The sequence below is a fragment of the Micrococcus endophyticus genome (genome assembly GCF_014205115.1).
In the GTDB taxonomy this organism is placed as follows: domain Bacteria; phylum Actinomycetota; class Actinomycetes; order Actinomycetales; family Micrococcaceae; genus Micrococcus; species Micrococcus endophyticus.
Genome location: NZ_JACHMW010000001.1, coordinates 2,210,415 through 2,231,970, shown reverse-complemented (window position 1 = coordinate 2,231,970; position 21,556 = coordinate 2,210,415). Strand labels below are relative to the sequence as shown.

At 71.4% G+C, this 21,556-nt stretch carries 22 protein-coding genes and 1 pseudogene; 11 read left to right on the top strand and 12 right to left on the bottom strand.

What is annotated here, in order from left to right:
* Positions 1-213 precede the first annotated feature (213 nt).
* The 7 genes from HDA33_RS10220 to HDA33_RS10195 form a co-directional block, all read right to left on the bottom strand.
* A complete protein-coding gene (locus HDA33_RS10220; protein ID WP_184173001.1) occupies positions 214-1,221 on the bottom strand; it encodes a GIY-YIG nuclease family protein in 1,008 nt (335 codons plus the stop codon).
* 354 nt (positions 1,222-1,575) lie between these two features.
* A complete protein-coding gene (locus HDA33_RS10215; protein WP_184172999.1) occupies positions 1,576-2,178 on the bottom strand; it encodes a helix-turn-helix domain-containing protein in 603 nt (200 codons plus the stop codon).
* Positions 2,179-2,720: 542 nt separating this feature from the next.
* Positions 2,721-2,852 carry a hypothetical protein gene (locus HDA33_RS12950; protein ID WP_276510934.1) on the bottom strand — a complete coding sequence of 44 codons (132 nt, stop codon included), beginning with the start codon at positions 2,850-2,852 and terminating at the stop codon, positions 2,721-2,723.
* Between the two features lie 11 nt (positions 2,853-2,863).
* Entirely contained in the window at positions 2,864-3,238 is a 375-nt protein-coding gene (locus tag HDA33_RS10210; protein WP_184173923.1) for an alpha/beta fold hydrolase, read from the bottom strand.
* Positions 3,239-3,549: 311 nt separating this feature from the next.
* Positions 3,550-4,767 (bottom strand): Fic family protein, encoded by a 1,218-nt coding sequence (locus HDA33_RS10205; RefSeq protein ID WP_184172997.1) that lies wholly within the window; start codon positions 4,765-4,767, stop codon positions 3,550-3,552.
* 109 nt (positions 4,768-4,876) lie between these two features.
* Positions 4,877-6,529 carry a DNA glycosylase AlkZ-like family protein gene (locus tag HDA33_RS10200; RefSeq protein WP_184172995.1) on the bottom strand — a complete coding sequence of 551 codons (1,653 nt, stop codon included), beginning with the start codon at positions 6,527-6,529 and terminating at the stop codon, positions 4,877-4,879.
* A gap of 106 nt (positions 6,530-6,635) precedes the next feature.
* The gene (locus tag HDA33_RS10195; RefSeq protein ID WP_184172993.1) at positions 6,636-6,785 is read right to left on the bottom strand and encodes a hypothetical protein; all 150 of its coding nucleotides are present in this window, start codon (positions 6,783-6,785) and stop codon (positions 6,636-6,638) included.
* 122 nt (positions 6,786-6,907) lie between these two features.
* On the opposite strand from HDA33_RS10195, the gene HDA33_RS10190 reads away from it, so the two are divergent.
* On the top strand, positions 6,908-7,183 hold the full coding sequence (locus tag HDA33_RS10190) for a hypothetical protein (RefSeq protein WP_184172991.1): 276 nt from the start codon (positions 6,908-6,910) through the stop codon (positions 7,181-7,183).
* Between the two features lie 178 nt (positions 7,184-7,361).
* On the opposite strand, the gene HDA33_RS10185 is transcribed toward HDA33_RS10190, so the two are convergent.
* Both HDA33_RS10185 and HDA33_RS10180 read right to left on the bottom strand, forming a co-directional pair.
* Entirely contained in the window at positions 7,362-7,502 is a 141-nt protein-coding gene (locus tag HDA33_RS10185) for a hypothetical protein (protein WP_184172989.1), read from the bottom strand.
* Positions 7,503-7,508: 6 nt separating this feature from the next.
* Positions 7,509-7,991, bottom strand: a complete 483-nt coding sequence (locus tag HDA33_RS10180; RefSeq protein ID WP_184172987.1) for a GNAT family N-acetyltransferase — start codon at positions 7,989-7,991, stop codon at positions 7,509-7,511.
* A 434-nt stretch (positions 7,992-8,425) separates the two neighbouring features.
* On the opposite strand from HDA33_RS10180, the gene HDA33_RS10175 reads away from it, so the two are divergent.
* The 6 genes and pseudogenes from HDA33_RS10175 (at position 8,426) to HDA33_RS10150 (ending at position 14,328) form a co-directional block, all read left to right on the top strand.
* Positions 8,426-10,165, top strand: a complete 1,740-nt coding sequence (locus HDA33_RS10175) for a glycerol-3-phosphate dehydrogenase/oxidase (protein WP_184172985.1) — start codon at positions 8,426-8,428, stop codon at positions 10,163-10,165.
* A 42-nt stretch (positions 10,166-10,207) separates the two neighbouring features.
* Positions 10,208-10,309, top strand: a pseudogene (locus tag HDA33_RS10170) (aquaporin family protein); the annotation flags it as partial.
* 94 nt (positions 10,310-10,403) lie between these two features.
* The gene (gene glpK, locus HDA33_RS10165; protein ID WP_184172983.1) at positions 10,404-11,936 is read left to right on the top strand and encodes a glycerol kinase GlpK; all 1,533 of its coding nucleotides are present in this window, start codon (positions 10,404-10,406) and stop codon (positions 11,934-11,936) included.
* A 414-nt stretch (positions 11,937-12,350) separates the two neighbouring features.
* Positions 12,351-13,133 carry an alpha/beta fold hydrolase gene (locus HDA33_RS10160; RefSeq protein ID WP_184172981.1) on the top strand — a complete coding sequence of 261 codons (783 nt, stop codon included), beginning with the start codon at positions 12,351-12,353 and terminating at the stop codon, positions 13,131-13,133.
* A gap of 70 nt (positions 13,134-13,203) precedes the next feature.
* Positions 13,204-13,746 carry a DUF6226 family protein gene (locus HDA33_RS10155; RefSeq protein WP_184172979.1) on the top strand — a complete coding sequence of 181 codons (543 nt, stop codon included), beginning with the start codon at positions 13,204-13,206 and terminating at the stop codon, positions 13,744-13,746.
* A 42-nt stretch (positions 13,747-13,788) separates the two neighbouring features.
* On the top strand, positions 13,789-14,328 hold the full coding sequence (locus HDA33_RS10150; protein WP_184172977.1) for a GNAT family N-acetyltransferase: 540 nt from the start codon (positions 13,789-13,791) through the stop codon (positions 14,326-14,328).
* Positions 14,329-14,337: 9 nt separating this feature from the next.
* On the opposite strand, the gene HDA33_RS10145 is transcribed toward HDA33_RS10150, so the two are convergent.
* Complete coding sequence (locus HDA33_RS10145) at positions 14,338-14,832, bottom strand: RES family NAD+ phosphorylase (protein WP_184172975.1); 495 nt, start codon at positions 14,830-14,832, stop codon at positions 14,338-14,340.
* A gap of 61 nt (positions 14,833-14,893) precedes the next feature.
* On the opposite strand from HDA33_RS10145, the gene HDA33_RS10140 reads away from it, so the two are divergent.
* Genes HDA33_RS10140 through HDA33_RS10130 form a run of 4 tightly spaced genes read left to right on the top strand, consistent with a single transcriptional unit; the run spans position 14,894 to position 17,448 of the window.
* On the top strand, positions 14,894-15,286 hold the full coding sequence (locus tag HDA33_RS10140; RefSeq protein ID WP_184172972.1) for a RidA family protein: 393 nt from the start codon (positions 14,894-14,896) through the stop codon (positions 15,284-15,286).
* A 38-nt stretch (positions 15,287-15,324) separates the two neighbouring features.
* Positions 15,325-15,789, top strand: a complete 465-nt coding sequence (locus tag HDA33_RS12785; RefSeq protein ID WP_246416936.1) for a class I SAM-dependent methyltransferase — start codon at positions 15,325-15,327, stop codon at positions 15,787-15,789.
* 57 nt (positions 15,790-15,846) lie between these two features.
* Entirely contained in the window at positions 15,847-16,125 is a 279-nt protein-coding gene (locus HDA33_RS12780) for a hypothetical protein (RefSeq protein ID WP_246416934.1), read from the top strand.
* Between the two features lie 54 nt (positions 16,126-16,179).
* The gene (locus HDA33_RS10130) at positions 16,180-17,448 is read left to right on the top strand and encodes a CoA transferase (protein ID WP_184172970.1); all 1,269 of its coding nucleotides are present in this window, start codon (positions 16,180-16,182) and stop codon (positions 17,446-17,448) included.
* 64 nt (positions 17,449-17,512) lie between these two features.
* Here the strand turns inward: HDA33_RS10130 and HDA33_RS10125 are convergent, their stop codons facing one another.
* On the bottom strand, positions 17,513-18,298 hold the full coding sequence (locus HDA33_RS10125) for a hypothetical protein (protein WP_184172968.1): 786 nt from the start codon (positions 18,296-18,298) through the stop codon (positions 17,513-17,515).
* Positions 18,299-18,305: 7 nt separating this feature from the next.
* Positions 18,306-21,536: a DEAD/DEAH box helicase gene (locus HDA33_RS10120; RefSeq protein ID WP_338104334.1), complete on the bottom strand. Its 3,231-nt coding sequence runs from the start codon at positions 21,534-21,536 to the stop codon at positions 18,306-18,308.
* Between the last annotated feature and the right edge of the window lie 20 nt (positions 21,537-21,556).

Sequence of the window (21,556 nt, the reverse complement as noted above, 5' to 3'; positions counted from 1 at the left end):
GGGGCGCGGGTGGGGAGGGGCGCAAGATGCCGGCACCCACCCCCGCCCCATGACGGTCGCCATCACCCGTCTCGACCCCGCCGGCGCGGACCGCGCGGAGCTCATTGCGCTGCTCACCGGCAACGCGTGGCCCTTCCCTGTGCGCCCGCGCGTCACCCGGCCGGAGGCGAAGGAAGCCATCGAGGACGGCGGCAGGCACCACACACTGTCGGGTCACCAGCTCCCGATGAAGTCCTCCGGGCCGAGGAGACCCTGGGTGTCCGCCCAGGCTCCCCAGCGGTCGAGGAGGAGCGGGATGGCTTGGTCCTCCCACCAGGGCAGGTGGACGAGGCCCTGACTCATGCCTCCGCGGTTGAACCGCTCCACGTTGACCTTGTCCTCGTCGTAGGGCTCGGCCCCCTCGAGGGAGCGTTCGAGCGCATCGTGCAGGAGCCGGCCGAGTTCATACTCACTGGTGGGCATGGGGGTGTCGTCGAGCCGTTCAGCGAGCTCCTCCCAGAGACCGATGCTTCCCCGCAGCCCGTACTGGCGGGGGCGGCGGCGGAACAAGTCGCCGACGGTCGCGCACGCCGACGAGTCGGCCTGCACCACGTCCACACCACGCTTCGCCTGCTCCGCCATGGCCGTGCGGGCCTTCCGGATGCGCTGGCGGAGCAGCTGTGCTTCGGGGCTGGTGCCGCCGTAGGTGAGGTTCAACGGCGGGGTGTGCGTGTCGATCACAGACTTCTCGATGCCACCGAGCGGCGTCACTTCTGCGAACCCGGCGGGTGCCTGCCACACGCGGACGGCGAGGTGACGCCGCATCCAGATGGTCAGCTGCTCGCCGCTCTCCGGGGTGAGGGTGAATCGGCCCGCGGAGGCGACGGCAAGCGGCTTCAGGTCCAGCCGATCCACCAGGAGTGCGGCCAGGGTGCGGCGCAGGGTGGAGCGCGCGGTCCCGCCGTCCGCGAAATGCTTACCGGCCTGACGTTTGCGCAGACTGTCCTCAGCCTTCCCGATGTAGAGCACGTCGCCTGCGCTGGCAGACGCGTCCAAGCGCAGTTCGGTCTGCACCACGTTCGGATCCTGCGCGACCACCGCGTACAGCCCGGGCGAATCCGGCACGACCTCACCGTCAGGCCCACCGAAGACCGTCGCGCCTGCTTCCAAACTTGCAAACAGCCGAGGTCCGGTGTGCAGCGTGTCGGAAGCGGCCGCGATGAGCCCCGCCTTGGTGGTCATACCAATGTCCTCTCTTCGTCCGGGGCATCTACCCCGACTGCACCTCGAGCCTACGGAGGGTCCTGGACACGGTAGGCGCCCTTGCGATGGATCGCTGAGTCCTCACTGCGCCAGGATCCACCGGTCCTCGGGGCACTCCGCCCTCGTTCCACCGGAACAGGGTGAGATGCCACAGCCCGGGGGCCGTGCGGGACGGGTCGATCAACCCGTGCGCACCGGCCTCCTCCAGGCGTCGGCGAGGTCGATGCCGAGGGTCGCAAGTGCGGCGGCGTCACGCAGGTCCACGATCCTTTCGACCTCCACATCCAGGACCGAGGCAACGACCGGAGGAGCAGTTCGCCGGCCCCAGCCAGGTCAGAGGGGGTGGCTCGTTCGACGGAACCGGTCCGCCCCGAAGGTGAACGTGCGGCCCGCGACAGGTTCCGGCAGCTCCTTGCCCTCGACTGCCTTGGGCGTGACGCGGGCGAGCACATGGCGGTTCTTCTCCTGCACCAGGTAGTGGGCGTCCCGGTTGCTGAGGCTGTCGCTGAGACCGAAGAGTCCATAAGGGGTGTCGAAGGCGAGCATCAGCCCCCACTCGAGTAACTCCTGCACCCGGTTATTGGACCGCATCCGCGCGAGGGGGTAGATGACCGCGTCAGGGAAGGCCTCGCGCACGGCCCGGTGACTCTTCGCGCCCAGGGGTCGGCCGGCCGGCTTGTACGGCTCGAGGGAGGCGACGTCCACGGGATGCCGTAGCACGGCGGGCGTCGCGTCGTCTCCGGTGCCGTCCAGCAGATGGTCCACGCTGACTCCGAACAGGGCTGCCATCGCCCGCAGGTTGTCCACGTCGGGAATGCCGCGTCCCGCCTCCCACTTCGTCACCGCCTGCCGGGAGACGTGCAGCCGGTCCGCGAGCGCGGCCTGGGAGAGCCCGTTGCGGGTGCGGAGCTCCTTGATGCGCTGGGGGAGTGCCATGGCCCTGTCCTTTCCTGGAGGAGACGGTCACAGTCTGCACCGGGTCGTCCACCCAGGGGTATGCGGCGGGACGGGAGGGGGCGCTACCTGCCGGAGCACATCGGCTACGGTGCGTTGCCCCCGCTCTGACATGGGCGTTTACGGGGGTGGGGGGTGACGAGGGAACAGGACTGACCTCACTCCCCTCTACGACCCCCATTCGCCTCCGGGCACGCGCACACTTGATCGTGAGCCGCTGGGCGGTGGCCATGTCGAGACGAGCGAGTGGCTCTGGGTCCGTGGTGTCGTCGACGACGTCGGCCATCCAGGTGAGCGTGCGCTCGACGACGGTCACCCGGATCAGCCCCTCGACACGCATCCGCGGGTCGGCGATCAGGCGCTCAGCACACTCGTTCATCACGACCCCGGCCATGCACAGGCGGGCGAGGAGGCCAGCGGGATCCTCAGGTGCGAGGTCGAGCGTGAGGGGTTCCCAGGAGACCAGGTGGGTCATGAATCCATCGTGCCGGGGGGAACTGACTGTCAGACGGGTTCTATACGGGTCAGGTGCGGGATTCCCCCGCAAACGGAGAGAGGAGCTGCTCCAGGTTCTCGGCCAGTGCCGCCTGCAGCGTGGTCTCACCCGACCAGCAGTCCCACGGGAAGTCCGAGCCCACCACGCCTCCGTCCACCATGACCTCGACCATTACCCCCGCACGAGCTCGGCCACCCGCTCCGGCGCGTCCAGGTGCACGTCGTGCCCTGCGCCGGGCACCTGCACGTGCCGCACATCCGGGCGCCGCCGACGCATCTCGTCCAGCTCTCCGGCGGGCACGTACCCGTTCTCCCCGGTGATCAGCAGGGTTGGCGCGGTGACCTGCCCCCATTCCTCCCACCGAGGCCGCTCGTGGACGGGCCGCAGGGCGGCCTCCAGCACGTCGACGTCGAAGCGTGGCACCCGGCCGGCGTCCGTCTCCTCGAGCCCCTCGGCCCACACCCGGGCGGCAGGCCCGCCGCCAAGGTGGGCGACGGCGTCGTCCACGGTGGCGAAGGGGATGAGCCAGGCGCGAAACCAGTCGATGACGCCGGCGGTGGCTTCGGGCGGCTGTCAGCCGAGTCCTGTGCAGGTCAGGGGTGCGCGGGGAGGGCGCGGTTGCCGGCGGCCCCGCCCCTGACTGGCCATTGCGCACCGCGCGGCTGACGCCGCGCCCGCACCGGGAGGACGACCTCGCCGGCCCTGCCGGATCGGTGTCCCTGCTGAACCTGGGGTTCGAGACGTACGGCCTGCACCGGGTGGTGGCGCAAATGGACGCCCGCAACCCGACGCCCGCCCGGATGGTCGGGGCACGACACACGGCACTGAGGCTGGTCAGCCCTGTAGACCACCCCCCGTCAGCCCCGGCGGCCCGCACGCGCGGCGAACTCGTCCAGACAGGCGAGCACCTCGGTGGCCAGCCACACCCGGTTCCGACGCTGAGCGGACACGGCCTGCAGAGCGCCGGCCTCGACAAGCTGGTCCACGGCCCGCTGGGCGGCCGGGCGCGAGACCCCCAGCACCTGGGCCAGGTGGTCCACGGTCACGGCAGGCTGAGCGATGATCACCGCGAGCGCCCGCCAGACCGCCGCGTCCCGCCGGGCGGTGAGCCGCTCGCGCCAGCCGGTCAGAGCCTCGTCCAGGTCCGCGACGAGCTCCCGGCCGTTGCCGACGGCGGCCAGGGCGGCCATCGCGAAGCGGCGCACGATGGGCTCGGGGTCGCCGTCGCGGTAGGCGGTGAGGGCGTCGAAGTATCCGGCCGTGTCCGTGAGGAGTCCCGCTGAGAGGGGCACCCCCATACGGGTGATCGCGCCGGCCCGGTGCAACACGGCGTGCACGAGGACGCGCCCGGTGCGGCCGTTGCCGTCCGCGAACGGGTGGATGGTCTCGAACTGGGCGTGCGCGATGGCGGCCTGCACGAGGGCGGGCACGTCCGTGCGTCGCAGGTAGGCGAAGAGATCGTCCATCCCGGCATGCAGGCGCTCCGGGTGGGGCGGGACGAACTGCGCCGTGTGCGGCGTGGGCGCCCCTCCCCCGATCCACCCCTGCGCATCGCGGTAGGCGCCCGGCCGGGCATGCTCCTGACCATCCATGAGGGCACGATGGGCGGCCAGCAGGGCAGGCTCGTCCAGGTCGGCGGCCAGCCGGGAAGCAGCCCCCATGGCCTTCACGTTCGCCGCCACGAGCGCTGCGTTGGGGCGGGTGCGTTCGCCAAGAGTCGCCAGGGCGAGGGCTCGCGCGCCCGCGGTGATGTGCTCGATCTGCGAGGAGGACGCGGACTCGGTGCGCAAAAGCACCGCGTCGATCGGCGCGATCTCTCCAGTGAGCCCCGGGAGGGCGTGGCTGATCTCGGCGTCGAAGCGCACGACGGCGGCCGTCGCCTCCTCGACCTCGGTCGCCAGATCGGAGGGCAGGTCGAACCCGAGTCGGGCGATACGGGCTGGGAGCGCAGCTCGATACGGGCCCGACGCGCGCACGCGAGCGCGCCGAGTGAGGACGCCGGCGTCATCCGGGTCCGCGGTCCAGGGACGCTCTTCCCAGCCGACGGCCGTGCTGATGGTCTGATCCGTGCCCATAAGGGCATCCTACGCAACGATATGGATCAATCGTTGCGTAGGAGCCATCGTTGTGCACGGACACTGCTGAGCCGCGCGATCGCCTCGGCGCGCGCGGTCGAGCACACCGCTACGAGTCCGGGAGCACGTAGTGCGCTGCGCGCCGCTCCCCGCGCAGTTCGAGGAGACCCTCCTCCGTCATGCCTTTGAGCACTGCCCGCGCGGCCGTGGGCGCGATCTGGCACAGTTCCGCGGCTTTGCTGCGGGTGATGGATCCGTATTCGCGGATGTAATCGGCAATCAGCCGTCGCTGTTGGATTCGGTCGACCGGACGCAGGCGCAGGTAGGCGGCTCGGTCTTCGGCCAGCTCGTAGAACCGCGCGGTCAGCATGTACCGCTGCGCCCGGCTGTTCCCCCTCGATTCCAGGACGCCGGCCTCAACGAGCGCGGTGGCAGCTGCGCGCACGTCCGCCACGGGCAGTCGAAGGCGTTCCGCTGCCTCCGCCGCCCCCGCAGGCCCCCCGTGCTTGATCTCGTGGACCACCCGCAGCTCGGTCAGGGTGAGTGCACGCTGGCCCTCGTTCTGCCGGCGGGCCAGAAAGATCAGCAGCTCCCTGTCCTCATCACCCAAGGGGATGTCGACGATCACGGACCGATGCGTGGAGCGACTGTAGTCCGGCGCACCCCGGCCAGCTCGGAGCTGCGAGGCGAACATGTCCTGCACACCCTTGCCCCGGCGCTCGACGAGCCCGGCGCGCTTGAACACATTCGCCAGGGCAGGGCTGCGAGGAGCCGAGCGGTTCAGTATGTTGGCCGGCGAAACGTCACGGGGGAACCCGCCAGGGCTTGCGACGGAGAACGTGGACCCGGTGAGGGTCACCTGGATCGGCCCCGCCTCGGCGTAATCACGGTGCACAAGGGCATTGGCGATCGACTCGCGCCGCACGCTCTCGGCCAGCAGAGGTACATCGACGCGGACGAGGCCCACCTCCACGGGTGTGATGGAGTTCCGCAGAGCCAAGCGGGTCTCGATCTCCTCGAATGCGTTCAACAGGGGAAGCAGCAGGTCCTCATTCGCTTCCACACCGTGGGGTCGGGAGTCCTGGAAGAGGACTTCCGCAGTCGGGGCCCACCTGCTCAGCGCATCCGACGTGCCGAAGACCAGAACCGCGCCGAGACTGATGCCGCCGTCCGGAGTGAGGAGGTCCAGTGTCCGCAGCAGTTCCGCATCCGTGAGTTCCGCAAGCCCGCTGTCACCAGCCGATTGGCCGGCCAGTCGCCGGAACCGGTCGAACTCGGTTGGATCGAGGTGGCCCCACTCGGCCCCGCGCGCTTCCGCCCGGGCATAGTCCAGGCCGACGACGTCAAACCCAGCCCGCAGGACGTCCATGGGCGTCATGGGCATGCACGCGGGGCGACCGTCCGGCCCCACGACGCGCTTGACGAACAACCCCTTGCGCGTGCCGACGAACGAGGACTTCGCCTGGGGGACGGTGATGACTGCCACGTCCTTGCCCTCCCACGGCACCACCTCCACGTCCACGCTCAACGGTGGTTCGATCCCGTTCTGAATGCGACCGGCCAGCAGGTCTGCGTCCACGGCACCGCCATGGTCGGCCGTCGTCCCGACGACGGTGCCGTCGTCGTCGACCCCGACGAGGATGCGTCCCCCGATGCCGTTGGCCATGCAGACGACGGCCTGGTAGAGGTCGTCCTTCCCCAGGCGTCGTTTGAACTCGACGTCCAGGGTCTCGCCCGCGGCGAGGAGGGGTCCAAGGTCCATCCCATAAGTATCCATAGTTATGAGGACTCGAACCAATGTTGGGGCATGCTTGCCATAACTTTGAGCAACTTTGGTGCGCAGAATGCCCGTGGCTCCCCACACGCCCTCACGACGCCGGGCACAGCCGCTCGGTGGGCAGGGACAGGGTGATGCTCGCAGCGGGGTCGATGCTCTTGGCGACCTCCCCCACGGCGCCGTTCACGGTTGGAGCGACGGTCACGTACGTGCGCGTGACCTCCTGGATGCGCACACGCACGGGGTCGCCGACGCCGCGGGCGAGTCCGCGCTGGTGATCCAGGCGGGGCAGGACTTCAATGGGATGACCCGGGATACCGCGTCGACCGCTCCTCCCGTCGGCCCCGACGGAGAATGGACGCCATGATGAGAGAGAAGGCGGCCGGCGTCGTCGGCATGTCATTCTTCGCCGTCTCCACCGGCATCCTGGTTCTCCTGCTGATCACGGGCTCGGAGACGCCTCGGGAGACGATGGTCTTCTTCGCCCTGATCATCGGCTGCTACGCACTGTCCGCGCTCTGCTTCGCTGCGGCGAAACGCGTTCTGCTGGCGCTGCTGTCCGGCGCGCTGGCTGTCGCCAGCTTCCCGCTCGCCCTGTTCATCGGGTACGTCGTGGAGATGCTCCAGAGCCAGCAGTGACACCGCCGGGGGCACGCGTCACCCGGGGCGCACCGCCCTCGTCCCAGCGGAACAGGGTGAGGTGCCACAGGCCGGGCGCCGTCCTGGACGGGTCGATCAGCCCGTGCGCACCGGCCTCCCCCAGGCGGCGGCGCACCGCCCACGACGACGGCTCCTCCCCCGCCTCCACGGCCGGCCTTCACAGGGCCATGGCGTCGGCGAGGTCGACGCCGAGGGCCGCGAGCGCCTCGGCGGTCACCTTCGCGGCGTAGCCGGTGACGACGGAGCGGGTCAGCGGCTTGCACTCGAGGCAGGCGGGCAGGTCGGGCACGGGAGGCATGTGCCTTCAGTTCCGGCCCGGCCCGCCGCTCCCCTCCGCGATGGCGGTCAGACGGTCCACGTGGGCGGCCCAGCGGTCGGCGTCCCACGGGGGCAGGTTGCTCCCCGAGGCGCGCAGGCTGGGCGCATTGTCCGCGAAGGCCGCCGCGTCCACGCGATGCACGCCCAGGCCTGTGAAGGCGAGCTTCAGCAGGGCGCCGGCGAGCTCGGTGGCGTAGCCCTGGCCGGCATGGATCGGGTGGATGGTCGAGCCGATCTCCCCCTGTGCGTCGCGGGCCTCCTCGCGCGGGCCGCCCTGGCTCCACGCGTCCTGCACGGCCAGCTTCCCCACGTCGATGATCGACTCGCCCGCGCGGACTGTCAGTCGGTCGCCGGCGGCGAGGCGGCTCTCCCGAAGCTCGGCGGCGAACGGGGTGAGCGTCAGCCGCTCGGTGCGCAGCGGGAAGACGACGCCGCGGCGCGCGGCGAGGTCGGCGAAAAGGGTGGGCATGGGGTCACGGTAGCGGCACGGGTGATGGGGCGGTTCGCTGGGATCTGCGGAGCCGCGACGTACCAGGTGCGCCGACCGAGGTCCGCGAGGATCTCCAGGTCAAGGAGCCATCCGTCTGGGCGGGGAGTCTCGGGCATCACAGGCTCGTAGGTTGCTGTGAAGACGACCTCCCCCAGCCCGGTGGCGGTCGCGACCTCCGCGTCAGGGCCACCAGATCCGCGCAGCCGGGGACGGGCCCGATCTCCGTGAACCCGCCATGCGGGAGGAAGCCTGACCACGCCCACCCGGCGCGTGGCCGCCGCGTGGGTACCCGCGGTGCGGAAGTGACACCATGGACCTCGGATCGCACTGATACCGGGTCTCGTGATATGACACCGGGCATCGTGAGCCACGCCACTACGCTGTGCCTCCACTGATGAAGGAGCAACCTCTCCATGCCGACCCTGCGAACCGTGCCCCTCTCCGCTGCCACGCGGGAGGATCATCTCGCCCGCCTCCGGGCCACCAGCCCGGAGGCCCCCCTTGACATCCTGATCGTGGGCGGCGGCTCCACCGGCGTGGGCGCCGCGTTCGACGCGGCCACCCGCGGCCTTGACGTGGGCATCGTCGAGGCCCGCGACTGGGCCTCCGGAACCTCGTCCCGCTCCTCTCGCCTCATGCACGGTGGCCTGCGCTATCTCGAGATGCTGGACGTCAAGCTGGTGTACGAGGCGCTGCGTGAGCGCGACCTGCTGCTCACCCAGACCGCGCCCCACCTGGTGCGCCCCCTGCGCTTCGTCTTCCCGTTCTTCCACAAGGTGATCGACCGCGGCTTCATCGGCGCCGGTGTCACCATGTACGACGCCATGCAGTCGCTCGGCCGCCGCCGCGCGGTGAGCGCACACCGCCATCTCAGCCGCCGCTCCATGGCCGCGACCTTCCCCTCCCTCGACGACGAGAAGATCGTCGGCGCGGTGGAGTACGCCGACGCCCAGTTCGACGACGCCCGCCTGGCCATGATGGTCGTGCGCTCCGCCGTGGACCACGGCGCCGTGGCCGCCAACTACACCGCCGTCACCGGCTACCTGCGCGGCGACGACGGCCGCGTGCAGGGCGTGCGCGTCCGGGAGGAGACCTCCGGCGAGGAGTTCGACGTGCACGCGCGCGCCGTCATCCTGGCCGGGGGCGTGTGGACCCAGGAGCAGCAGGAGCTGGCCGAGGCTGACGGCGGCCTCGAGGTGCTCGCCTCCAAGGGCGCCCACATCACCGTGCCCCGCGACCGCATCCGCGCCGACGCCGCCACCGGAGTGATCACCAAGACGGAGAAGTCCGTGCTGTTCCTCATCCCGTGGGACGAGTACTGGGTGATCGGCACCACGGACAGCCCGTGGGCGGAGGACGTGGCCCATCCGGCCGCCACCGCGGACGACATCGACTACATCCTGGAGCACGCCAACGCGGTGCTGAAGGAGGACCTCACGCGAGACGACGTGATCGCCACGTACGCCGGCCTGCGCCCGCTCCTGCAGCCGGTCACCGGATCCGACGGCGGCTCCACCAAGATCTCCCGCGAGCACACCGTCACCGAGGTGGCCCCCGGCCTCACCGCCGTCGCCGGCGGCAAGTGGACCACGTACCGGGCCATGGCCGAGGACGTCGTGGACTTCGTGGTGCGCGAGACCCACCCGACCCGTCCCAGCCTCACCGAGCGCATCCCCGTGCTCGGCGGCCTCGGCTACTCGGAGATCGAGGCGGAGGCGGACCGCATCGCCGCCGACTACGGCCTGGACGAAGCCCGCGTGGACCGGCTCCTGTTCCGCTACGGCACCGTGCTGCGCCACGTGCTCGACCTGATCGACGCCGACCCGTCCCTGAGCGTCCCTCTCGCCGAAGCGCCGCGCTACCTGCGCGCCGAGATCGTCCACGCGGCCCGGGCCGAGAGCGTCGTCCACCTGGACGACGTCATCGAGCGCCGCACGCGCCTGTCCACCGAGGTCCGCGACCGCGGCGTCGCGGCAGCCGAGGAGATCGCGTCCCTCGTGGCCCCCGAGCTGGGCTGGGATGAAGAGCGCATCGCGGGTGAGATCCGCGCGTACAAGAGCCTCGTCGCCGCCCGCCTCCGCGGCGAGACCGCCCACGACGACGTCACCGCCGCGGCCGCACTCGCAGCCGCCGACGCCGCCCCCACCCACTGAAAGGAGCCCGTCGATGGGCACGATCTTCCTGCATGAGATCGCCGGCACAAGGGCAGCTCGGACTGGGGCTACTCCTGGGTGCCGATCGTCGGCCCGCTCGTCGGCGCCGTCCTGGCCGGCCTCGCCGCGCCGCTGTTCGTCTGAGCGGTCTGCCCGTCCAACCCCGGCGGGCACGTTCCCCTGCAAGAACGTGCCCGCCACCCCCACACCCCCGTGACCACCTACGAAGGAGTAGGACATGACCACCCCCCGCTACGTGATGGCCATCGACCAGGGCACCACGTCCACGCGCGCGATCCTCTTCGACCACAGTGGGGCCATCGTGTCCACTGGTCAGCGCGAACACGAGCAGATCTTCCCGCGCGCCGGCTGGGTTGAGCACGACCCGGTGGAGATCTGGACGAACACCCGCGAGGTCATCGGCGAGGCCCTGGCCCGCGCCGAGGTGACCCGACACGACGTCGCCGCCGTGGGCATCACGAACCAGCGTGAGACCACCGTGGTGTGGGACCGCAACACCGGCAAGCCGGTGTACAACGCCATCGTGTGGCAGGACACCCGCACCGACCGCCTCTGCGAGCGCCTGGCCGGCGACGTCGGCGCGGACCGCTACAAGGAGCGCGTCGGACTGCCCCTGGCCACGTACTTCTCCGGCCCCAAGGTGGCCTGGATCCTGGAGAACGTGGACGGGGCTCGGGAGGCCGCCGAGAACGGCGACCTCATCTTCGGCACCACGGACTCGTGGCTCGTGTGGAATCTCACCGGCGGCGGCGCGGGCGGCCGGCACGTCACCGACGTCACCAACGCCTCCCGCACCATGCTGATGAACCTGGACACCCTCGACTGGAACGAGGAGATCTGCGCGGACATGGGCATCCCGATGTCCATGCTCCCGGAGATCGTCAGCTCCTCCGCCGAGGTGGGCACCGTGGCCGGCCAGCAGCTGCTGCGCGAGACGCCGATCACCGGCATCCTGGGCGACCAGCACGCGGCGACCTTCGGCCAGGCGTGTTTCGAGGTCGGCCAGGCCAAGAACACGTACGGCACCGGCAACTTCATGCTGATCAACACCGGCGAGAAGCCGGTGCACTCGGACAACGGCCTGCTCACCACGGTGGCGTACCGCATCGGCGACCAGAAGCCGGTGTACGCACTGGAGGGCTCGATCGCCGTCACCGGCTCGCTGATCCAGTGGCTGCGGGACAACCTCGGGATGATCGGCAGCGCCCCGGAGGTCGAGACCCTGGCCGCCAGTGTGGAGGACAACGGCGGCGTGTACTTCGTCCCCGCGTTCTCCGGCCTCTTCGCCCCGCACTGGGACGCCACGGCCCGCGGAGCCATGGTGGGCATGACCCGTTACGTCAACAAGGGGCACATCGCCCGCGCGGCACTTGAGGCCACCGCCTTCCAGAGCCGCGAGGTCCTGGACGCCATGAACGCGGACTCCGGCGTGGACCTCACCGAACTGAAGGTCGACGGTGGCATGGTCGCCAACGAGCTGCTCATGCAGTTCCAGGCGGACCTGCTGCGCGTGCCCGTCGTGCGCCCCAAGGTCACCGAGACCACAGCCCTCGGCGCCGCCTACGCCGCAGGCCTGGCGGTGGGGTTCTGGTCGTCCCAGGACCAGCTCGTGGCCAACTGGGAGGAGGACAAGCGCTGGGAGCCCACCATGGACGAGGAGGAGGCTGAGCGTGCTTTGCGGCTGTGGAAGAAGGCCGTGGAACGCTCCCGCGACTGGGTCGACGAGGACGTCGTGGCGGCCCAGGGCTGAGCCATCCGATCCGTAGGCCGGCCCGGATCCGGGCCGGTCCGGAAGGACACCGAGCAGCACTACCTCGCCCCTCTCGTCGGCCGCCTGTGCGCGGAGCGGGGCGGGGTCGGTGCCGTTGCCATCGGTGCAGTGGCTGGACCCGAGGGCCTCAGGCAGGTGGGGGCGATGTTGCCGAACGTCGCCCAGCGCACCCTCAAGAAGTGACTCGAGGGCCAACCCCTGTCGAGATGCGGTGAAGACTGCACAGGAGGTCGCGCGCCCGGGCCACGGTTTGGGCGTTCGGCGGATGGGCGCTCCCCCATGGATAGTGGGCCAGCTGAGCACGGACACCGCGTGAAGGGCCGACTCGTCTCGCTGCTCCCCCCAGAACAAGGACCCTGGGTGAGCAGGCGGCGTACAAGGCAGGATGGCGCCATGGAGCGATTCACCGTGACGCACGCCGGCGTCGAGCTGCACGGAGTCGACAGTGGGGGAGCTCTCCCCGCCGTCCTTCTGCTTCATGGGCTCGCGGGTCGCTCCGGGGAGTGGTCCCCGGTCATCGACCGCATCCGCCATCGGTTCCGAGTGGTCGCCTTTGATCAGCGCGGCAATGGCCTGAGCACGCGGCGCCCTGACGACCTCAGCCGCGAGGCGCACGTGGCCGACGTCGTCGAGGTGGCGGATCACTTGGGGATCACCGAGCTGGTGCTCGTGGGGCAGTCCATGGGAGCGCACACGGCGATGCTGACGGCCGCCCGCCATGCTGATCTCGTCCGCCGCCTGGTGTTGGTGGAGGGAGGAGTCGGAGGGGAAGGTGCGGAAGCCACCGAAGGAACCATTCAGTGGTTCCAGGGATGGCCGGCACCGTTTCCCTCCCGGGCGGATGCCGCGGCTTTCTTCGGCGGCGGGGAGACCGGAGCCATCTGGGCGGCAGGCTTGCAAAGGACGCCCGCGGGCCTCATGCCTCAGTTCGACGTGGATGTCCTGCGGGCTGCGCTGAGCCCGGTGCATGCACAAGCGCGGTGGGCGGAATGGGCGGCCCTGCGCTGCCCCGTGGACCTCATCCGCGGCGGGCAGGGCTTCATGCGGGATGAGGAAGTGGCACGGATGAACCAGCTGCAGCCGACCATGCGGGTGGTGGAGGTACAGCAGGCCGGACACGACGTGCACCTCGACACCCCGGACGAGGTGGCCGATGTCCTGCTCCACGAGCGCTGACGAGCCCGGCTGGCCAATCAGGGCCATCCATTCAGACGGTTGGCATTGTGATGACTAGGTGTTGTGGGTCATGGACACGCCCGCTCGCCTGCGCGGAGAGGTCGCCGACCGCTACGCGGCCCTGGCCCTGCCCTCCTGGCCGGACCCCCACGCCGACCGTGCCCCGTCGGAGTCCGAGTACGAGCGCGTGAGCGACCCGCAGCGCTACCGGATCGTGGCCGCCCGGGCCCGGCTATGGGCTGAGGTGCTCGCCGAGGCGGGGGCCGCCGTCGCCGAGGTCCCCCTCGAGACCGTCACCCCGGACGGTGAGACCGCCCCCGGGCAGACCGTGCTCGTGCACCGAGCGCTGCGCGTGGACCCGCCCGCCGGCGTGGACGGCGCGGCGCCGCTGTGGCTGGTGGAGTCGCTCACCCCTGCAGGCCCCGAGACCCTGCCCCTGCTCCACCTCTCGGCGGGGCGGGTGGAGGACCTGCGCGCCCGGTTCCCGTTCTGCGGGTGCGATGCGTGCGACGACGGCTCGGACCGCCTGCTCGACGAGCTCGACGACGCGATCACCCGCGTCATCGCTGACACCGAGTCGACCGCGCACCGGCTCTGGTTCGGGGAGCGCTGACGCCGGGACGCGCCCCGCCGCCCGCCCCTCTACGCTCAGTCCATGACCGTCACCCTCGTCCGCCTCGACCTCGCCGGCCCGGACCGCGAGGCGCTCGTCGCCCTCCTCAGCGAGAACGCGTGGCCGTTCCACGTGGACCCGCGCCCCACGCGGCGGCAGGCGGAGGAGGCCGTCGACGCCGGCGCCTGGGGCGACGAGGACCACGCCGCCTACTGGATCGACGACGACGCCCACGGCCGGGTCGGCGTCGTGCGGCTCGAGGACCTCACCGACCCGACGCCGCTGTTCGACCTGCGCGTGGCCGAACCCTTCCGGGGCCGGGGCCTGGGCGCGGAGATCCTCACCTCCCTCACACGGCTCGTGTTCGAGACCATGCCGGCCGTGGACCGGCTCGAGGGCCAGACCCGCGAGGACAACCTCCCCATGCTCCGCACGTTCCGCCGCGCCGGCTGGGTGAAGGAGGCCCACTACCGGCGCGGCTGGCCGGTCGAGGGCGGGGAGCCCCTGGCCTCCGTGGCCTACGCGATCCTGCGGCAGGACTGGGAGGACGGCACGGTGACACCGGTGCCGTGGGAGGACTGAGAACCCGGGTCAGGTCCCGGCTTCGACGAGACGGACGCGCGGCCCGCCGTCGTCGTTCCAGCGGAACAGGGTGAGGTGCCACAGGCCGGGCGCCGTCCTGGACGGGTCGATCAGCCCGTGCGCACCGGCGGCCTCCAGCGACTCCCTGACCGCCCACGACGACGGCCGTCGGCCCGCCTCGACATCCGGCTTCCAGGGGGCGACGGCGTCGGCGAGGTCCACGCCGAGACGGGCGAGCGCGACCGCGTCCCGCAGGTCCACGATGCGTTCCGCCTCGACCTGGAACGCGAGGGTCCGCCGTTGCGGGGAATCCGCGTCCGTGTGGGCCACCATCGCGGCGGCGACGCCTTCCTCGGACGAGCTCAGGTAGAGCGTCGGCACGTCTGGCGGCGAGTAGCGGCCGGCGGACCGCGAACCCTGCAGAGCGGCATCCAGGAACCGCTCGTCCACGGCGCGGTGGAAGGTCCCGGACACGGAGGTGAACACGGATGCGGGCTCGGTCATGTGATGATCCTGCCGGACCGCCGCCGCCGCGCGTAGGCCCAGAGGGGACTAGGTTCGCTCCATGAGCATCGACTCGCCCCGTCACCACTTCAGCGACCGCCTGTTCGCCTCGGACGCCCCGTTCTCGCACGCGCGCCGAGCGGGCGACCTGTGGTTCATCTCCGGCCTGATCGGACAGGACCCGGAGACCGGCGCCGTCGTCTCGGACGATCCCGCCGAGCAGCTGGTGCGCCTCTTCGCGAACCTGCGCCTGCTCCTCGAGGACCTCGGAGTGGGCCCCGCCGCCCTGGTGAAGGTGACGGTCTGCCTGGTCGACTACGCGGACTTCGGCGTCCTCAACCGCGTGTACGCCGAGGCGCTGCCCGCCCCGTTCCCGGCGCGCGTCACCCTCCAGGTGCCGGGCCTGCCCCTGGGCGCCCGCTTCCAGATCGACGCCGTGGCCGAGGCCGCATGACCGCCCGGCACGGCACGTACCCCGCCCAGGATCGGCCCATGACCCCCTCCCCCGCCGAGACGAACCTCGCCACCTATGACGACGCCCGGCTCGCCGCCCTCTACGACCATGACAACCCGCCCGGGGAGGACCACGCCTTCTTCCGGCAGGTCGCGGAGGAGGCCGGCGCGACGCGCATCGTGGACCTCGGCTGCGGCACGGGATCGCTGACCGTCACGCTCGCGGACGAGGGGCGCGCCGTCGTCGGGATCGACCCGGCCGAGGCCATGCTGGCCGTGGCGCGCGCCCGCCCCGGCGGGAACGCGGTGACGTGGCGGCAGGGCACGGCGGAGCTGATCGAGCCGGCGTCGGCGGACCTGGTGGTGATGAGCGGGAACGTGGCCATGCACCTGATAGGCGACGTCTGGCACGCCACCCTGCAGCGCGTCGCGGCGGGCCTGACCCCCGGCGGGCGCCTCGTGTTCGAGACCCGCAACCCGGCGCTCCGCGCGTGGGAGGGCTGAAGCCACGGCCCCGCTGAGCGCACGACGCCGGCCGGTCGCCTCCTCGAAACCGAGACCGTGACCGCGCCGGACGCGGACGGCGTGGTGCTCATGCGAATGCGGACCGAGTTTCTGGACACGGGCGCCGCGGGGGCGGGTGCGGTCGTCGAGGGCACCGCGGTGGAGGGCACCGTGGTGAAAGCGGAGCAGCGCCTGCAGTTCCGCTCGGCAGCGCAGGTGCGCGCCGACCTGGACGCGGTGGGGCTGACCGTCGAGCGGATCTCCGGCGACTGGCACCGCACGCCGTTCGTCGAGGCCACAGACCGACTGATGGGGGTGGAGGCGCGGAAGGCCTGAACACGGCGCGGGCGAGGCCGTCGCTCGACCGCACCTCCCCGCTACGCTCGCCGCATGCCGCGCGTCTCCGCCCCCGTCCCCGCCCCCCGCCGCTGGTGGGCGGGCCCGCTGGACGTCGAACAGCTGGCCTGGACCGCCGTCAGTGACGCCCGGGACGCGGTCCAGGCGCTGGTCGACGCGCGGGGCCAGGGGTGGCGGGTCGGCACGACGCCGGAGCTCGTCGCCGGCTCCTTCGCCGCCATCAAGCACCTGCGGGTGGGCGGTGAGCCCGTGGCGTCCTGGGCTCCGATGTCCGGCTTCGTCCGCGCGGCGGACGGCTGGGTGCGCACCCACGCGAACTATCCGCACCACGCGGCCGCCCTCGGCCGCGCGCTCGGTGCCCGGGACCGCGCGAGCCTGGAGCGGGCCGTGGCGGGGCGAACCGCGCTGGACGTGGAGGAGGCGGTGCACGACGCCGGAGGAATCGCCGTGGCCGTCCGCCGCGCCACGCAGTGGGCCGCGCACCCGCAGGGCGTGGCGACGAGCAACGAGCCGTGGGTCTCGGTGGACGCCGGCAGCGAGCGCGCTCCGCTCTCCGGCGGGGCACTGCCCCTGGACGGCGTGCGCGTCCTGGACCTGACCCGCGTGATCGCCGGGCCGGCCGGCTCGCAGCTCATGGCGTGCCTCGGTGCGGACGTGCTGCGCATCGACCCGCCGGCGCGGCCCGAGATCGACGCCCAGTTCCTCTCGAACGGAATGGGCAAGCGGTCCGCCACCGCGGACCTGGCCGAGCACCGCACCGAGCTGGAGGCGCTGCTGGCGGGGGCCGACGTCGTCCTGCTGGGCTACCGGCCCGGGTCCCTGGACCGCTTCGGCCTGGGTCCGGACGCGCTCGCGCAGCGGCACCCGCACCTGGTGGTCGGGTCCCTCTCGGCCTGGGGCGAGCGCGGCCCGTGGGCGCAGAGGGCGGGCTTCGACTCGATCGTGCAGGCCGCCTCGGGCACCGCGCTGGCGTGCTCCCCGGACGACGGCGCCACCCCCGGCGCCCTGCCCGTGCAGGCGCTCGACCACGCGACCGGGTACGCCCTGGCGGCCGGGGTGGTGCGCCTGCTGGCGGAGGGGCGGGCCGGCGTCGTGCGGGCGAGCCTGCTGGGCGCGGCCCGGACGCTGCTCGGATGCGCCGCCCCGCCGGAGGAACCGGTGGCGGAGCTGGGCGTGCCGCGCGTGACGGTGCGGTCCGCCGCGGGCACGCTGAACACCGTGCCGCCGCCGCTCACGCTGGACGGGGCGACCGTCGAGCGGGACGTGGCCGGCTACGGGGCGGCGTCACTGCGCTGGGCGTGAGGGGCGGGGCCGGCCGGAGCGGTCGGGGGACGGCATCGCCTCCGAGCGCACAGATCCCGACCGGCTACGACCTCTGTGCTTCTTCCCGCCCAGGAAGCCGCCGGCCCCAGCGGTCCAACGCCGCCCAGCTCAGAGCATTCCGCCAGTCCGTCCTGGCGACAACGGCCCGTGCAGCGTCGACTTCAATGCATTCAGAGGGTTCCACCACTCCCCAGACCTGGCCCGAACGTCGTGTGCCGTCGAACCGTTGCAGCAGAACGCGGGTCTCTTGAGCACCGTTCTGGACGACGCGATTCTCGACGCAGCCACAGTCGTTCCGGCCCGCGCCCGCGCCCTCGACGAAAGCGGTCCATGCGAGGGCACTGGCATACCTGCGCCTGACCGACAGCCCAGCTCGTCGCGCAACCCCCGCCACCTGCGGCACAAGGAGCAGGCCTATGAGCCACGGCAGATCAGTCCGGAACACCTGGAGGCCCGGGAACCCTTCGCTAGGGGCGCCTTCCAGCATCTTCACCATCCCGACGACGAACAGCGCCGAAATGGCATACCCAGGCAAGGCCCACTTCCACCTCCGTGGCACATAGGTGATCACCGCCGCGGCGAACAGGAGGCCGTATCGGTACAGACGAGCCCCCACACCCTCCACGCTGACCGAGCGGATGGTGCCCGAGAGCCTGGGCTCAGTGAGGAGAAGTACGGCTGCGCAGACGCCGAAGAGCAGGAGAGCCGCCGCCTCGACCACGCGCAGAAGCCGTTCCACCCGTCTCTGCCGCTCCGGCGTCCACGAGCTCGCACGGATGCCTCGCACCCTCCCGTTCTCGCCGACCAGGACGCCCGCATCCACCGTCATGCCCCGCTCACCTTTCCCGTCCTGCATCGGGTTCCGCAGCTCGCGGAAGCGCCTCCGCGATCTGTCGGAAGTAATTGTGCCGCGACCATGCCTCGCGGTCTCCGATGACGTACAGCCGTCGCTTCGCCCGGCTGACGGCGACGTTGGCCAGGTTCACCCGACTCGACGCCCAGTTCCGCGCGCCGGGCTTGTCCGGGGCTCCCCCGAGCACGAAGAACACGACGTCGGCTTCTCGGCCCTGAGCCGTGTGGATCGTGCCGGCCGTCAGGCCCGGGAACTCGTCCGAGAGCACCCGCAAGGTATCCGCGACCTCGCGGAACGGAGAGATCGCGATGATCTCCGTGCAGGGGATCCCCCAGCGACGACACGCTTCAATGCCCCGCCTGACGCGCTCGATCTGGTTGGGCTGGAGGTGTGTGCCAGGGGTTCTCGCCGGGGTGTCCATCCACGAACTCGCGAAGATCTCCCCGTCACCGGTCCTCTCGAAGGGGTCCTCCTCCGGCCCCTTGCGTTGCACTCCGGAGACCATGAGCCCGTCGTAGGCGAGCTCGTTGCTCAAGGTGAACATCGGGTCGTCACATCGCCGGTGCACGCGCAGGGGCGAGCTCACCCAGACGTCATCCTCACCCTGCGGCAGAGTGGTGCCGTACCGGGAGACGCGGTCCGCGAGCCGTTGTACCGAGGCCTCCGGCGCGATCCACGTCGAGGAGACACCGTGCGCCTTGGCCAGGCTTCGGGAGACAGTCACCGGGATCGTCACCACGGGCTCCAGCTGCAGCGGATCACCGACCACGACGGCACGGTTCGCCCGCCAGATCGCCCCCGCCGCGTACTGGGGTGACGCCTGCCCGGCCTCGTCCACGAACAGCCAGCCGAGGGACTCACGGCCCATGCCGGTGAACATTCGGTCGAAGGACGCGAAGGTCGTCGAGACCAGCGGCACCAGGAGGAAGAACACCTGCCAGGCTGCCCGACGCTTCTCCGCCTCAAGGTCTCGGGGCGCAGCGCCCGCCATGACTTCCATGGCCGCCTGGAGGGAGGGCCGGAGGTCACGGGCCGCGGCCGCGATGAACGCACGGTGCAGCTCGAGCGCGGCCAGGAAGAGTTCCGTCCTGGCCTTCTCCATTTCCTCGTCCAGCCACGGCGTGGTCGTCTCGCGCGTTTGCGCATCGACGACGGCGGAGGGGTGCCGGCCGCCGAATCGTTCCTCGTCGGCGCGCACGGCGGCCTCGAGGTCCGCGAGATCCCCTCGTCTCCGGGCGCAGTCGCCGTCGAGGTGCACGATCTGCGCCTCCAGTTCGCTGAGACGTCGTTCGGCCGCCTCGGTGTCGGCAGCGAGGGCGGCCCGGTCGGCATCGGCCGTGCTCCACGCCTCCAGCAAGGGCTGATAGGTCTCGCGCCACTGCTGGCCGGCCACCCCGAAGCTCGTGATGGTCTCCCAGAACCCCGGCTTGGCGTCACGGTGCAGGTCGAGTGCATCCCTGATCCGACCGGCCTCCGCCTGCGCTGCGGAGTGTTCGCGGCGGATCGCTTCGGCGCCCGCCCATTTCGCCGTTCGCTGGCGGCTGAGCTCGGCGAGACGCCGCTCGGCGTCCCGAACGGCCTCCCGTGCCGCGGCAGTCCTCACCGTCCGCTGAGCGGCGTCCCGGCGCTCGGTGAGACCGCGGTCCACCTCGTGGAGCGCTCGATGGAAGGCCTCCCGGGCGGCAGTCCATTGGACCGGGGCGGAGGGGGACGCCGCCCAGTCCTTCAGCAGAGTGTCCAGCCCCCGCCCCTGTGCGCCCCGGCCTCCGCTCGCCCCTCCGAAGAGGACGGCGTCACGGAAGCGTGCGCGGTTGACCTTATTGCCGAGCCGCGCCGCCACGAGTCCCCAGGCGCCCGGACTGGCGGCAGCGGGCTGCTCCGCTGCCGGGCCGTCGCCGGCGCCCGGGGCCCCGTCTTCGTCCGCGTTCTCCACACCGAGTCCCAGGGCGGCGGTCGCCAGATCGGCGAAGTAGTCCGCGTCCGCACGGCCGGAGTCCTTGATGGCGTCGCGGTGGGGGATCTCCTCGGAGATGTTCTCCACGGCGGCGTTGTTCGCGGAGGCCACCACCATTTCGAATCCAGTGAGCTCCGGCTGTAGCTCGTGCACCGTCCGGTGCCTCCGTCCTTCCCCGGTCCATGCCAGGGTCCGTCCGGTGAAGGCCTCGGACGGATCCGCGAAGCCAGCCAGCCGTCGCGCTCGCTCGACGACGTTGGCGGCCAGGATGTCCCGGAGCATCGTTGTCTTGCCGGTCCCGGGTGGCCCGTTCACCCCCATCAACCCGGGCTCGGCTCCGAGCTCGTTCAGGGCCTGGTTGACCGCGAACTGCTGGCTGCGCGCCAGAGCATGCGACGGCTTCGCAGGCCACCGACCGGCCGGGACGCGGGCGGGCTCCACACCGGCGTCGACGATGTCGGGCCGGGTGACGACGTCGACCCGTCGCTGGGTGTCGACGTCGCCATCCGGTGTGAGGTAGGCATCGAGGGCGGGTCCGACGTCGCCCCGCGCGATCGCCTCACCCACGCGGTGCAGGTCGGACAGGTAGAAGCTGTTGAGGAAGTCGATGTCGGGGGTCTCGTCTCCGGACGACGCGGAGACCACTTGGCTGGCGATACGGACCTCGTGGCCGGCCAACGCGGGCATCCCCTCCACGCCGGCGCTGTGCTGGGCCAACCGGATGAGCGCCACGAGCATGCCGGCGGTCAGCACGGGCTGTTCTCCGAAGGCGTCATCGTCCGGCACGCCCGCCGCTCGGTCCGCGGCGTCCACGAACGCCTCCCCCGCCACTTCGAAGCCATCGACCAGCGAGTCATCGAACCCCTCGCCTCGGCAGAGCCGGCCGATCCCCCACAGCGCGGAGGACAGGACGCCCGCGCCGCCGATCAGGCGCCCGTCTGCGTCCACGAGCGCGCCGGCGGCCGCGCTGCGTCCACCGGGTCGCTCGTCATAGGCGTCAGCGTCAGCCGGGAACGCCGAGTGCAGTGTCTGGTAGGCGTCCTCGAGTGCGTAGATCCCCAGGTAGAGCGTGTGCCGCCACTCTCGCGCCGCTCCCTTCGTCGTGGGGGGCGGCGGGGCGAGCCGGTTCCAGGGCAGAGCGACGTCCCCGTCCTCCGCCCGCCACGTGATCACGCGCTTGCCGAAGGGGGGCGTCGTCCGCGGGGTCAGCTTCGGCAGTGGCTGCGGGTCGAACAGCTCCTGCAGCTGCCAGAAGCGCACGATGTCCTGCTGAGTTCTCC